A 13,014-nucleotide genomic window follows, 5' to 3' on the forward strand; every position below is an offset into this window, starting at 1 on the left:
CGCGCACCGGGCACCGGCCCGGAAGGAATTTTCCTTCCGCCTCCAACCGACGCCGTCCCAGGGATCGTGGTTAGGGATCGCGGTTAGGGATCATGGTCAGCCGGCGACGACCTCGTACGCCTGGCGGAGCTGCTCCTCGGTCGGCCCGGTGAGGATGTGCGGGTCGGCGAGGTCGTGGAGGACGAGGAAGCGGAGCACGGAGCCGCGGGCCTTCTTGTCGACGCGCATGGCGCCGATGAGGTCATCGAAGCTGGCGTCGAAGCCGGCCTCGACGCCCAGCTCCTTGACCGTGGTCGGGAGGCCGACCTTCGCGAAGGCCGGCGCGTGCCGGGCGGCGACGTCGTCGGAGAGGACGCCGGCGAGGCGGGCGAGCTCGGCGGCGTACACGCACCCGACGGCGACCGCGTCACCGTGGCGGATCGAGAAGCCGGAGTGCTTCTCGAGCGCGTGCGCGAGTGTGTGGCCGTAGTTGAGCGTCTCGCGGCCGGGGTGACCGTCGGCGCCGCCGGTCTCCTTCAGGTCGGCGGCCACCACCTCGGCCTTGACCCGGATCGCACGCTCGACCAGCCCGGCCAGGACCGGCGAGTCGGCGGTGATCTTGTCCGTCTCCTCGACCAGGCGCAGGATCTCGGGATCGGCGATGAAGCCACACTTGACGACCTCGCCGAGCCCGGCGATCAGGTCGGCCTCCGGCAGGGTCGCGAGCAGGGCGAGGTCGCACAGCACGCCGGCGGGCTCGTGGAACGCACCGACGAGGTTCTTCCCGGCACCGGTGTTGACGCCGGTCTTGCCACCCACCGCGGCGTCCACCATGGCGAGCACGGTTGTGGGCACGTGCACGACACGTACGCCGCGCAGCCAGCCGGCCGCGACGAACCCGCCGAGGTCGGTGGTCGCGCCGCCACCGAAGGTGACGACGGCGTCGGAGCGGGTGAAGCCCCGCTCCCCCAGCGCCTCCCAGCAGTCGTTGGCGACCGCGACCGTCTTCTGGTCCTCGCCGCTGGGCAGCCCGAGGCCGAGCACGTCGTAGTGCTTCAGCAGCTCCTCGAGCACCGGCTCGGCGTACTCGGCGAGCTCGGCGGCGTAGAGGAACGCCACCCGCTCGACGCTCTCGCCCAGGAGTCCCTGGAGCCGGCCGGCGAGGCCGGAGCCGATGACGACGTCGTACGCCGCGGCGCTCTCGACCCTGATGACGGTGCTGACAGGTTCGGTCACTTCTACTCCGTGGTGTTCAGCGCGGTGAGGGCGGTGGCGAGCTCGGCGACGACGTCGTCGGCCGAGCGGTCGTCGGTGTCGAGGACCAGCGTCGCGACCGACTCATAGATCGGTGCGCGCTCCTCCAGGAGCGTCTTGATGCGGCCGCGTACGTTGCCGAGCAGCATCGGACGGCCCGAGCCGAGCCCGACCCGCTTGACCGCGTCGGCGACCCCGACCCGCAGGTAGACGACGGTGTGCTCCTTGAGCAGGATCTGGGTTCGATCGGCCAGGACGGAGCCGCCACCGAGGGAGACGACCCCGTCGTGCTCGGCGAGCGCGGCGGCGACGGCGTCAGCCTCGACCGCACGGAAGTGGGCCTCGCCCTCGTCGACGAAGATGTCCTGCACGCTCTTGCCGGCGGCCGCCGCGATGTCCTCGTCGGTGTCGCGCAGCGTGACTCCGAGACGGGAGGCGAGCAGCGCACCGACGGTCGACTTGCCCGCGCCCATCGGGCCGACGAGCACGACAGCCGGCATCACACGTACCTCAGATTCTCGAGGTAGGACTTGGCGTTGCGCGCGGTCTCGGCGACCGAGTCGCCACCGAACTTCTCCAGCGCCGCCTCGGCCAGCACGAGCGCGACCATCGCCTCGGCGACGACACCGGCGGCGGGCACCGCACAGACGTCGGAGCGCTGGTGGTGGGCGACGGCCTCCTCACCGGTGGCCACGTCGACGGTGCGCAGCGCGCGGGGCACGGTCGCGATCGGCTTCATCGCCGCGCGCACGCGCAGGATCTCGCCGGTCGACATGCCGCCCTCGGTGCCGCCGGAGCGCCCGGAGGCGCGGCGGATGCCGTCGGCGGAGGGGACGATCTCGTCGTGGGCCCTCGAGCCCGGGGTCGCGGCGAGCTCGAACCCGTCGCCGACCTCGACTCCCTTGATCGCCTGGATGCCCATCAGCGCACCGGCCAGGCGCGCGTCGAGGCGCCGGTCCCAGTGCACGTGGGAGCCGAGGCCCGGGGGCAGCCCGTGGACGACGACCTCGACGACGCCGCCGAGGGTGTCGCCGTCCTTGTGGGCCTCGTCGATCCGGGCGACCATCTGCTTGGAGCCGTCGGGGTCGAGCACTCGCACCGGATCCTCATCGAGCCGGGAGACGTCCTCGGGCGCGGGGACCTCGTGGCTCGGCGTACGGACTCCGCCGATTTCCAGGACGTGGGACACCAACCGGACACCGAGCGCCTGCTCGAGGAAGGCCGAGGCGACGGCGCCGAGCGCGACACGGGCCGCGGTCTCGCGGGCCGAGGCCCGCTCCAGGATCGGGCGGGCGTCGTCGAAGTCGTACTTCTGCATCCCGACCAGGTCGGCGTGACCGGGCCGCGGCCGGGTCAGCGGGGCGTTGCGGGCCTGCTTCTCGAGCACCTCGGCGTCGACCGGGTCGGAGGCCATCACGGTCTCCCACTTGGGCCACTCGGTGTTGCCGACCTCGATCGCGACCGGCCCGCCTTGGCTCTCCCCGTGGCGTACGCCGCCGGTGATCCGCACCTGGTCCTTCTCGAACTTCATCCGGGCGCCGCGGCCATAGCCGAGCCGCCGCCGGGCCAGGGCATCAGCGATGTCGTCAGAGGTGATCCGGACGTGGGCGGGCAGACCCTCCATCACGGCCGTCAGAGACGGACCATGGGACTCGCCCGCAGTGAGCCAACGCAACATGGGGCCAGTGTTTCATCCCGGCGACGCAACCCCGTGCACCCGGCCTCAAAGCGAGACGGCGAGCACACCGACGAGCATGCCCAGAATCATGAACGGCCCGTACGCCAGGGGCTCGCGCATCGCCGTGCGCGAGCGTTGCGCGACGGCGCGTCCGACGCCCCAGACACCGAAGATCGCCAGCCCTGCCCACAGCCCGACGGCCAGCTGCTCCCAGCCGAGGCGGCCGAGGACCAGACCGACGAGCGCCGCCAGCCGTACGTCACCGAAGCCCATCGCATGCGGCACCAACCGCCACAGCAGCCAGAAGGCCGAGCGCGCGATCACCAGCCCTGCCAGGGCGCCGAGGGCCACCGCGGTCTCCCGCGTCCAGAGCCACTCGGCGGCGAGCAGGCCGAGCCCGACCGCGGTCGCCCCCAGGATCGGCACCTTCGGCAGCCGCTGGACGCGCCAGTCGACGTAGGCGAGCATCACGCAGATCGGCGTGAGAGGCGTCAGCGCCACCATCAGCCGCGACGGGTCGACCTGCCAGGCGAGCAGCCCGGTGACCGCGGCTGAGGCGACCACAGCGAGCGGTCGGAGCGGTGCCCAGCCAGCGAGGGCGGCGTACGAGACCGCGGGCGGGTCGTCGGCAGGTTCGGGGAGCCGGCGGAGAAGTGCCGGCACACCGAGAGCGAGCAGTCCGGCGACGGCCGCACTCGTCAGCACGACCGCCCCGGGACTCATGCGGGCGTCGGCTCCATGCTGGACTCCCTGCTGGCCAGCGCCTTCTCCCCCGCTGCCCGCATCGCGGCGAGCGGCGCGGTCCGGCCGGTGAAGAGCTCGAACTGCAGCACCGCCTGGTGCACGAGCAGGTCCAGTCCGCTCACCGTCACGCTAGGTGCGACGGACAGCAGGCGGGAGGGCCACGGGTCGTAGACGACGTCGAAGACGACCGGCGTCGACGCCCAGCGGTCGATGAGCTCAGGGGTCTGCGCCTTCGCCGGGACGGTGGAGACGACCGCGTCGACACCGTCGACGGCCGAGTCCAGCGGCAGCACCGAGACGACCGGCTTGCTCCGGTGCCGCGAGATCATCTCGATCGTCTCCCCGGCGGCGCCGGGGTTGCGGGCCAGCAGCGTGATCCGTGAGGCACCCAGCTCGGCGAGCGCGAGCCCGGTCGAGGCGGCCGTGGCACCGGCACCCAGGACGACACCGTGGGAGCAGGAGAAGCCGTCACCGGCCCGCTCCCGGATCGCCGCGACCGCACCTGGGAGGTCGGTGTTGTCCCCCACCCAGCCGTGCGAGGAGCGCACCAATGTGTTGACCGCCCCCACCAGCCTCGCCCGCGGCGAGATCGACCGCGCCAGGTCGTACGCCTCGCGCTTGAGCGGCATCGTCACCGACAGGCCCCGCCACCGGCTCGGCGGCCAGTCGCCACCGAGGTCGGCGACGTACTTCGCCAGGCCTCCGGCCTGCACCCGCGTCGAGGTGTAGGACCAGTCGGACATCTCCAGCTCGGCGTACGCCGCCTGGTGGAGGGCCGGAGAGAGCGAGTGCCCGATCGGGTCACCCAGGACAGCGCACTTCACTCAGGTTTTCTCCTTGCAATCTTCTGAGGCAAGAAACGGGACCGGGTACCCCCTTGGGGATGTCACGATTCACGCCCACCACGAAAGGGATAGTTCATGCGAACTCTTGCATTTGGGGCGGCGCTTGCCGCCTCGGGCCTGATCGTAACCATGGGCGGAGCCGCCGCACATGCCGACATCGGCATCCTGAACGACAAGTCCATCCAGCACGGCAACGCTAGAGCGTCGTACACCGACGCGACAGACAACCTCTGCGCTCGCACGCTGTATACCTCGTCGACCCATTACGCAGTTGCATACATCAAGCGCGCCGACGGCTCCACCTTTGCTTCGGTTAGAGACACGGGTGCAAGTTCTTCTGCTACGTGCACAGGCAACCTCAGCATTCCGGAAGATGCCTCGTATTACCTACAAGTTGCGGACTGCATACCCGTGAGCAACCCGACCTGTACCTACTCCGCGAAGTACCAGTTCTACAGCTGACACTCGATCCCGCCGGTCCCACGGCCGCCCGGCGTCGCCGGGCGGCCGTTCTACGTCAACACTTGTTCTTCGCGCAGTACTTGTCCAACTCGACGGTCCAGCCCTGGAACTCCTCGTAGTCACGGGTGAACTTGGTCTCGCCGGTCTTCAGGTTCACCGTGATGTAGAACAGCCAGTTGCCCTTGGCCGGGTTGAGCGCCGCCTCGATCGCAGCGTCACCGGGCGAGCCGATCGGCGTCGGCGGCAGGCCGGCACGACGACGGGTGTCGTACGGAGTGTCCTTGGCCAACTCGGCAGAGGTCAGCTGGGTGGTGCCGGACTTCCCGATCCCGTACGCGTTCGATGCGTCGATCCCAAGGGTTCCGTTCGTGGCTCCGTCGTCGATCTTGGGGTCGAGTCGGTTGTAGATCACCCGGGCGACCTTGGGCATGTCGTCACCACGACCCTCCGCTTCGACGAGCGAGGCGATGGTCATGATCTGCTCGGCCGTGCATGCCTTGCCGCCACCGCACTTGAGCTGTTTGGCACGCGCCTCGATGTCGTTGTCCCCGAGAGCCTGCTCCCACCGGTCGACCATCATCGCCAGCATCTCGGTCGGCGTCGCGTCGGGCGGGAAGGCGTAGGTCGCCGGGAAGAGGTAGCCCTCGACGTTGCCCTCGGCGTAGTCGGGCAGCCCGATCGCCTCGGCGTCCTGGGCTGCCTTCTTGAACTCGGCCGGCTTCTTCCCGGTCTTCTCGGCGAGCACCTTGTAGATCGCCTTGGCGCGCGACCCCTCGGTGATGGTCACGTTGACCGTGTCGATGTTCTCCGGGTTGGCGAGGACCTCGACGGCGTCGGCGGCCTTCATCTGCTTCTTCAGCGGGTAGAAGCCGACCTGGACGGTCAACCCCTCGGCGTTGGCCGCCTCGATGAAGGCGTCGACCGACTCCACCACGCCGATCTCCTTCAGGTTGCGGCCGACAGCCGAGACCGAGTCACCCTCGTGCACCTCGAAGGAGACGGGGTCGGTGCCAGGTCCGGGGTAGTCGGCCGGAGGCGCGACCATGTCCTTGACGTAGTCGATCGCCCGGTCGCCCACGAAGTAGAACCCACCGAGGACCACCGCCATCGCCACCAGTACGGCCAGGCAGCCGCCGAAGCGTCGTTTGCGCTTGGGTGGCTCCTCGTCGAAGTACGGATCGTGATCGGAGGGACCGCCTTCGAAGAAGGCCGGCTGCTGCTGGTAGGTCGGCCTGTCGTAGCCGCCCGGCCGCTGCGGCGGCTCCTGCCGGCCGTAGCCCGGCGGGGGCGTACCGGCACCGGGCACCGGACGAGGCCCCGGGCGCCGGCCCGGCTGGCCCTGCTGCGGAGGCATCTGACCGGGAACCTGACCCGGCATCTGCGGCGGCATCCGGCGTGGGTCGCGGGGATCCTGCGGAGGCTGCTGCCGTGGCGGGTGGCCACCGCGCGGATCGCGACCATATGACCCCTGGCCAGGGCGACGCGGGTCGCGCGGGTCCGGGGGGTAGTAGCGCTCACTCAATGACCGACCTCAACGATCTCTCCAGGCGCGGTCCCCGAAGCGCGCTCACTGTCCAATGCGTGTTGCAGGATCACAACCGCCGCGGCCATGTCCACCACGGCTCGGCGGTCCTGACCCTTGCGCCCCCGGTCTCGGAGCATAGCCTCCGCGGAAACTGTTGTAAGTCGTTCGTCGACGAGGCGAACCGGGACCGGAGCCACTCGCCGCGCCAAGGACGCGGCGAAGTTCCGGACCTTAGCAGTCGCCGGGTTCTCCCCTCCCTTGAGGGACCGGGGCAGCCCGACGACCACCTCGAGCATCGTCGACTCCTCGGCGATCTCAGCGACGATCGCCTGCAGACGCGCGAGGTCTCCGCGACCCTTCTTGACCGTCTCGAGCGGCGTCGCCAGGAACCCCGCGGGGTCACTCCTGGCGACGCCGATCCGGGCGTCGCCAGGATCGAGACCGAGGCGTACGCCGTGCCGCATCAGGCTTGCGCGACCAGCGTCGCGACCATTCCGAGCGCGGTGTCGATCTTGGAGACGTCGGTGCCGCCGCCTTGGGCGAAGTCCGGCTTGCCGCCGCCGCGACCACCCACGACCGGCGCGAGCTCCTTGATCAGGTCACCCGCCTTGACGCCCTTGGCGATCCCGGCCGGGTTGACCGCGGCCACGACCGCGACCTTGTCGTCTGCGTCACCGATGAGAACGACAGCCGCCGGCGCGTCCCCGAGCCGGGCGCGTACGTCCTGGGCGAGCGTGCGCGCGTCGCCGCCGCCCACACCCGGGACCCGCTGGGCGACGAGCTGGACGCCGTTGACGTCGACAGCGGAGGCCGCGATCGAGCCGCCGGAGGCGAGCAGCTGTGCCGTACGCGCCCGGGCGATCTCCTTCTCGGCGGCCTTGAGCCGCTCCATCAGGTCCGAGACCCTGCCGACGACGTCGTCGGACTTCGTCTTGAGCAGCAGGTTGAGCTCGGAGACCACGTCGCGCTCACGGGCGAGGTAGTTGAAGCCCTCGACGCCCGTGTAGGCCTCGATGCGCCGGTTGCCGGAGCCGACCGAGGCCTCCGAGGTGACCACGACGGTGCCGATCTGGGCGGAGTGGTCCACATGCGTGCCGCCGCACAGCTCACGCGACCAGGGGCCGCCGATCTCGACGACGCGCACCTTGGTGTCGTCGTAGGTCTCGCCGAAGAGCGCGATCGCGCCCCACTCCTTGGCCTGCGGGAGGGTCATGTAGTCCCAGGAGACCGGCAGGTCGGCCCGCAGCGCGTGGTTGGAGACCTCCTCGATCTCGTGCATCTGCTCGGGGGTCAGGCCTTTGGTCCAGCCGTAGTCGAGACGCAGGTAGCCGGGGCGGTTGTACGACCCCGACTGCAGCGCGGTCGGGCCGAGCACCTCGCGCAGCGCCGCGTGCACCACGTGGGTGCCGGAGTGGGCCTGACGGGCACCGAGACGCCACTCGGGGTCGACCTGCGCGTGCACCAGCCCGGTGGACATGTCTGGGCCGCGGAACTCGCCGTCGACGACGCGAACCTGGTGCACCACGAGGCCCTTGACCGGCCGCTGCACGTCGACGACCTCGAGCCGACCGCCGTCGAACTCGATGATGCCCGCGTCGGCGGACTGGCCACCGGACTCGGCGTAGAAGGGGGTGCGGTCGAGGACGATCTCGCCGATCTCCTCGGGGCCGAGCACGTCGACCGGCTTGCCCTCCTTGAGGAGCGCGATCGCCTTCGACTCGGTGTCGAGGGTCGTGTAGGCCTGCCAGTCGGTCGGCCCGTTGCTGTCGAGGATGCCGCGGTAGACCGACACGTCGGCGTGCTGGCCCTTCTTGGCGCGCGCGTCGGCCTTGGCCCGCTCACGCTGCTCGGTCATCAGGCCGCGGAAGCCCGGCTCGTCGACCTCGAGGCCCGCCTCGGCGGCCATCTCGAGGGTCAGGTCGATCGGGAACCCGTACGTGTCGTGGAGCTGGAACGCCTTGGCACCGGTGAACCTGGTGGATCCGCTCGACTTCACCTCGGTCGCGGCCAGGTCGAAGATCTGGGTGCCGGCCGCGAGGGTCTTGCGGAAGGCCTCCTCCTCGGCGTCGGCGACCCGCTTGATGCGGTCCCAGCCGGTGTGCAGGTCGGTGTAGGTCTCCCCCATCTTGTCGCGGGAGATCGGCAGCAGCTCCGGCATCGCCGGGTCCTCGTAGCCCAGCAGGCGCATGTTCCGGATCGCGCGGCGCATCAGCCGGCGCAGGACGTAGCCGCGGCCCTCGTTGCCGGGGGTCACGCCGTCGCTGATCAGCATCAGCGAGGAGCGCACGTGATCGGCGACCACTCGGAAGCGGACGTCGTCCTCGTAGGTGGCGCCGTACTTCTTCCCGGTCAGCTCCATCGCCTTCTCGATCACCGGGAAGACGACGTCGGTCTCGTACATGTTCGCCTTGCCCTGCATCAGGTAGGCGACACGTTCGAGGCCGAGGCCGGTGTCGATGCCGGTCTGCGCGAGCGGGCCGTCGATGTCGACGTCGTACTTGGACCGCGCCGCGACGACGTTGTCCTGCATGAAGACCAGGTTCCAGAACTCCAGGTAGCGGTCGCCGGCGTCCCAGTCACGGTCGGCGCCGAACTCGGGGCCGCGGTCGATCAGGATCTCCGAGCACGGACCGCCCGGCCCGGGCACGCCCATGGACCAGTAGTTCTCGCTCGGGGGTAGTCGCACGATGCGGTCGTCGGGCAGGCCGGAGATCTTCTTCCAGAGCGCGACCGCCTCCTCGTCCCCGTTGAGCACGGAGGGGTAGAGGACCGACTCGTCGAAGCCGAAGCCGCCGTCGGCGACCGACTTGGTGACCAGCTCCCAGGCGAGCGTGATCGCGCCCTCCTTGAAGTAGTCACCGAAGGAGAAGTTGCCGCACATCTCGAAGAAGGTGCCGTGCCGGGTGGTCTTGCCGACCTCCTCGATGTCGGGCGTACGGATGCACTTCTGCACCGAGGTCGCCCGGTCGTAGGGCGGCGTGGCCTGGCCGAGGAAGTAGGGCTTGAAGGGCACCATGCCTGCGTTGACGAAGAGCAGGTTGGGGTCGTCGAGCAGAAGCGATGCCGACGGCACCACCGTGTGCTCGCCGATCTCGGTGTTCTCGGCGAAATGCGCCGTGAAACGGCGGCGGATCTCCGCCGTGCTCAACCACTCCATCAGGGGGTACTACCTTCCGTGTTCTGCCTCGGGTCCTCGGTCGGCCCGTTTCTGTGCCCGATCTCTTGGGCAAGTCTGTGCTGCTCGGCACCTGCGGCGCCAATCTGTTTCGGCCCGGCGGTCTTCGCTTCCGCGCTGCGCGCGGTCACTCCCTCGCTCGGCGCGGGCGGACGAGCAAGCTCGCCGCCCGACCTCGCTCCGGTCGTCTCGATCCACTCCCGCAGCTCGAGCTCCTTTTCCGCCTTGCCGGTGGCCAGCTCGTCGCGGAAGATCCGCGCGCCGACGCCGAGCGCCTGGGCCCGGTCGCGCAGGCCGTCGGCGGTGAAAGCCTCTGCGGCCCGCCGCCCCTTGACCATCGCGTACACGCCCGCACCCGCACCGACCGCGAACCAGATCGCGCCCCTCATGCTGTCTCCTTCTCATCGCGCACCTGGGCGCGCTGGCGCGCACGGTATTCGCGCAGCGCCTCGCGCATCTCGCTCTTCCGGTCCTTGCGCGCCCGCTTGACCTCGCGGTGCATCTCGTAGCGGATCTTGAACCGCACCTCGGGCGAGAGCGCCCGGCGCACCCCGTGGACCAGCGCGGCGCCGTGCACCACGGTCTCCCGGAACACCGCGTCCGCGAAGGCCGGTGCGGTCAACGTACGCTGCACCACCTGCTCCACCTCGGCAGGCTCGCCGTCCTCCGCGAGGGACGTGATCACATACTCTCGTTCAGCAGCGTCCCGGCGCCGCCGTCGCCCGACCGGCTCGGGCGGTGCCAGCCGCTTCTCCAGCGCCTCGAGCCGCTCGCGCAGCTCGGCCTCGCTGGCCTCGGCCTCCTCGAGCCGGCGCCGCGCGGCGCGGCGCGCCCGGAGCGCGAGCAGCACGGCCACCAGCGAGATGAGGACCAGGACCCCCACCGCGCTCAGCGTCGCCACCAGCGCCCACCCGGGCATGCTCGAGTTCGTCATGGTGCGCCTACCCTAGCCGTCCTGTCCGCGCACGATTTTCCGGACACGCTCCCACCGTTCCTTCACTCCGGCTTCGGCTCCGTGGGTGGTCGGCTGGTAGTACTCCGCGTCGGTGACGGCGTCGGGTGCGTACTGCTGCGTCGCGATGCCGAACGGCTCGTCGTGGGCGTACTTGTACGCCTCCCCGTGCCCGATCTTCTTCGCACCCTCGTAGTGGGCGTCGCGCAGGTGGGGCGGGACGTTGCCGATCTTGCCGGCCGCGACGTCGGCGCGAGCGGCGAAGATGGCGTTGGTGACCGCGTTGGACTTCGGCGCGACGGCGAGCGCGATCGTCGCGTGCGCCAAGGTGAGCTGAGCCTCGGGCATCCCGATCAGCTGCACCGTCTGGGCCGCGGCGACCGCTGTCTGCAGCGCCGTCGAGTCGGCCAGGCCGATGTCCTCGGAGGCGAGGATCATCAGCCGGCGGGCGATGAACCGGGGGTCCTCCCCCGCCTCGATCATCCGCGCCAGGTAGTGCAGCGCCGCGTCGGCGTCCGACCCGCGCACCGACTTGATGAAGGCGCTGACCACGTCGTAGTGCTGGTCGCCCTGCCGGTCGTAGCGCACCGCCGCCTGGTCGACCGCCCGCTCGGCGGCCTCGAGGGTGATCTTCCCACCGGAGGCAGCTCCCGCAGCGGCCTCCAGATACGTCAGCGACCGGCGCGCGTCGCCGCCGGCGAGACGTACGAGATGGTCGAGCGCCTCCTCCGTCAGCGTCACCGAGCCGCCGAGGCCACGCTCGTCCTCGACCGCCTTCAGCAGTACGCCACGGATGTCGTCGTCGGTGAGCGACTCGAGCCGCAGCAGCAGCGAGCGCGACAGCAGCGGCGAGATCACCGAGAAGAAGGGGTTCTCCGTGGTGGCGGCGACCAGCGTGACCCAGCGGTTCTCCACGCCCGGCAGCAGCGCGTCCTGCTGCGCCTTGCTGAACCGGTGGACCTCGTCGACGAAGAGGACCGTCTCCTTGCCGGTCGCGACCAGCTCGGCGCGGGCCGCGTCGATCGCCGCGCGGACCTCCTTGACCCCGGCCGAGACCGCGGAGACCTCGACGAAGCGGCGGTCGGTGGAGCGGCTTACGATCGAGGCGATGGTCGTCTTCCCGGTCCCCGGCGGCCCCCACAGCAGCAGCGAGAGCGACTGCCCGCCCTCGACCACCTGGTGCAGCGGCGACCCGGACGCCTTGAGCGAGCTCTGGCCCACGAGCTCCTCGAGCGTACGCGGCCGCATCCGCACCGCCAGCGGCGCGGCCGCATGGTCGCTGTGGCTCAGCGACCCGCCGCGCGGGGCGCCCGCAGCAGCCCCCATCTCAAACAACCCGTCCACACGCCAACCCTAGTAGTCGGCACCGACAGACTCAGCCGACAGGGGTGGGGGGGGTCAGGTGAGGCGTACGCGTGGGTCGAGCACGCTGTAGAAGAGGTCGACCAGGAGGTTGGTGACCACGATGATGAAGGCGGAGATCAGCGTGGTCGCCTCGATGACCGGCAGGTCGCTCTGGCTGACCGCGTTGAGCGCCCGCAGCCCGAGGCCGGGGATGCCGAAGATGAGCTCGGTGAAGATGGTGCCCGTCAGCAGCGCTCCGAAGTCGATGCCGAAGATCGTCACGATCGGCACGACGGCCGCACGCAGCGCATGCCTGTTGACGATCCTGCGCTCCGGAAGGCCCTTGGCGCGCGCCGTCCGGACGTAGTCCTCGTTGAACGCCTCGATCATCGACCCGCGGGTGAACCGGGCGTACTTGGAGGAGTTCACCAGGCCGAGCGCGAGCCAGGGCAGCATCAGGCCCCATGCCCACTTCAGCGGTGAGTCGGTCAGCGGGTGATAGCCCTCCTGCGGGAAGATCCCGGCGCTGACCGCGAGGTAGAGGAACGCGAGCAGGACGAACAGGTAGTACGGGATCGACTCGATCACCAGCGTCGCGCCGATGACGGCCTTGTCCGCCGAGGTCCCCCGGCGTCTGGCCGCGAACATCCCGATCGGCACGCCGATGAGCAGGATCGTGACGCCGGCGCCGACCGCGACCGAGACCGTCGGCCCGATCCGGTCCTTGATGTCGTCCCAGACGTTGACCCGGTAGATGAAGCTGACCCCGAAGCACGGGGCCTCACAGTCGTACGACTCGGAGCCGAAGGCGATCTCGCGGCCCTTGAAGATGCCGGTCATGTACTCGGTGTACTGAACGTGGAGCGGCGCATCCAGGTTGAGCGCCTCCCGGATCGCGTCCTGGCGCTCCGCGGTGCACTTGGGCTCGGGGCACATCGCGTCCGCCGGGTCGCTCGGGCCATAGGTGAAGAGCGCGACGACCGCCACCGAGATCACGAACAGCACGAGAATCGCCGAGATCAACCGGCGTACGACAAAACCGATCATGGGACGGAG

General features: G+C 70.1%; 13 protein-coding genes. 1 reads left to right on the forward strand and 12 read right to left on the reverse strand.

Going from position 1 to position 13,014, the window contains the following annotated elements; translation table 11 throughout:
• Positions 1-96: 96 nt before the first annotated feature.
• From aroB to ACFWQC_RS17430, 5 genes are read right to left on the reverse strand one after another with little or no spacing between them, the layout of a single operon-like run.
• A complete protein-coding gene (gene aroB, locus ACFWQC_RS17410) occupies positions 97-1,215 on the reverse strand; it encodes a 3-dehydroquinate synthase (RefSeq protein ID WP_378680379.1) in 1,119 nt (372 codons plus the stop codon).
• 2 nt (positions 1,216-1,217) lie between these two features.
• On the reverse strand, positions 1,218-1,733 hold the full coding sequence (locus ACFWQC_RS17415; RefSeq protein WP_378680382.1) for a shikimate kinase: 516 nt from the start codon (positions 1,731-1,733) through the stop codon (positions 1,218-1,220).
• Positions 1,733-2,911 carry a chorismate synthase gene (aroC, locus tag ACFWQC_RS17420; RefSeq protein ID WP_378680384.1) on the reverse strand — a complete coding sequence of 393 codons (1,179 nt, stop codon included), beginning with the start codon at positions 2,909-2,911 and terminating at the stop codon, positions 1,733-1,735. The genes ACFWQC_RS17415 and aroC overlap by 1 nt, the downstream gene beginning before the upstream one ends.
• A gap of 45 nt (positions 2,912-2,956) precedes the next feature.
• Positions 2,957-3,634: a prepilin peptidase gene (locus ACFWQC_RS17425; protein ID WP_378680387.1), complete on the reverse strand. Its 678-nt coding sequence runs from the start codon at positions 3,632-3,634 to the stop codon at positions 2,957-2,959.
• Positions 3,631-4,479 (reverse strand): shikimate dehydrogenase, encoded by an 849-nt coding sequence (locus ACFWQC_RS17430; protein WP_378680389.1) that lies wholly within the window; start codon positions 4,477-4,479, stop codon positions 3,631-3,633. Before ACFWQC_RS17430 ends, ACFWQC_RS17425 begins: the two co-directional genes overlap by 4 nt.
• Before the next feature lie 96 nt (positions 4,480-4,575).
• Between ACFWQC_RS17430 and ACFWQC_RS17435 the strand changes: the two genes are divergently transcribed.
• Entirely contained in the window at positions 4,576-4,962 is a 387-nt protein-coding gene (locus tag ACFWQC_RS17435) for a hypothetical protein (protein ID WP_378680392.1), read from the forward strand.
• A 55-nt stretch (positions 4,963-5,017) separates the two neighbouring features.
• Here ACFWQC_RS17435 and mltG read toward each other — a convergent pair whose 3' ends face one another.
• From mltG to ACFWQC_RS17470, 7 genes are all read right to left on the reverse strand, one after another.
• Complete coding sequence (mltG, locus tag ACFWQC_RS17440; protein ID WP_378680395.1) at positions 5,018-6,316, reverse strand: endolytic transglycosylase MltG; 1,299 nt, start codon at positions 6,314-6,316, stop codon at positions 5,018-5,020.
• A 164-nt stretch (positions 6,317-6,480) separates the two neighbouring features.
• Entirely contained in the window at positions 6,481-6,951 is a 471-nt protein-coding gene (ruvX, locus tag ACFWQC_RS17445) for a Holliday junction resolvase RuvX (RefSeq protein ID WP_378680398.1), read from the reverse strand.
• Positions 6,951-9,635 (reverse strand): alanine--tRNA ligase, encoded by a 2,685-nt coding sequence (gene alaS / locus ACFWQC_RS17450; RefSeq protein ID WP_378680598.1) that lies wholly within the window; start codon positions 9,633-9,635, stop codon positions 6,951-6,953. The genes ruvX and alaS overlap by 1 nt, the downstream gene beginning before the upstream one ends.
• A gap of 8 nt (positions 9,636-9,643) precedes the next feature.
• The gene (locus ACFWQC_RS17455; RefSeq protein WP_378680401.1) at positions 9,644-10,051 is read right to left on the reverse strand and encodes a DUF6167 family protein; all 408 of its coding nucleotides are present in this window, start codon (positions 10,049-10,051) and stop codon (positions 9,644-9,646) included.
• Positions 10,048-10,596: a hypothetical protein gene (locus tag ACFWQC_RS17460; protein ID WP_378680404.1), complete on the reverse strand. Its 549-nt coding sequence runs from the start codon at positions 10,594-10,596 to the stop codon at positions 10,048-10,050. The genes ACFWQC_RS17455 and ACFWQC_RS17460 overlap by 4 nt, the downstream gene beginning before the upstream one ends.
• A 12-nt stretch (positions 10,597-10,608) precedes the next feature.
• A complete protein-coding gene (locus tag ACFWQC_RS17465; RefSeq protein ID WP_378680601.1) occupies positions 10,609-11,940 on the reverse strand; it encodes a replication-associated recombination protein A in 1,332 nt (443 codons plus the stop codon).
• A gap of 72 nt (positions 11,941-12,012) precedes the next feature.
• Entirely contained in the window at positions 12,013-13,005 is a 993-nt protein-coding gene (locus tag ACFWQC_RS17470) for an ABC transporter permease (protein ID WP_378680407.1), read from the reverse strand.
• Between the last annotated feature and the right edge of the window lie 9 nt (positions 13,006-13,014).

This window comes from Nocardioides sp. NPDC058538 (genome assembly GCF_042719275.1).
Lineage (GTDB): Bacteria > Actinomycetota > Actinomycetes > Propionibacteriales > Nocardioidaceae > Nocardioides.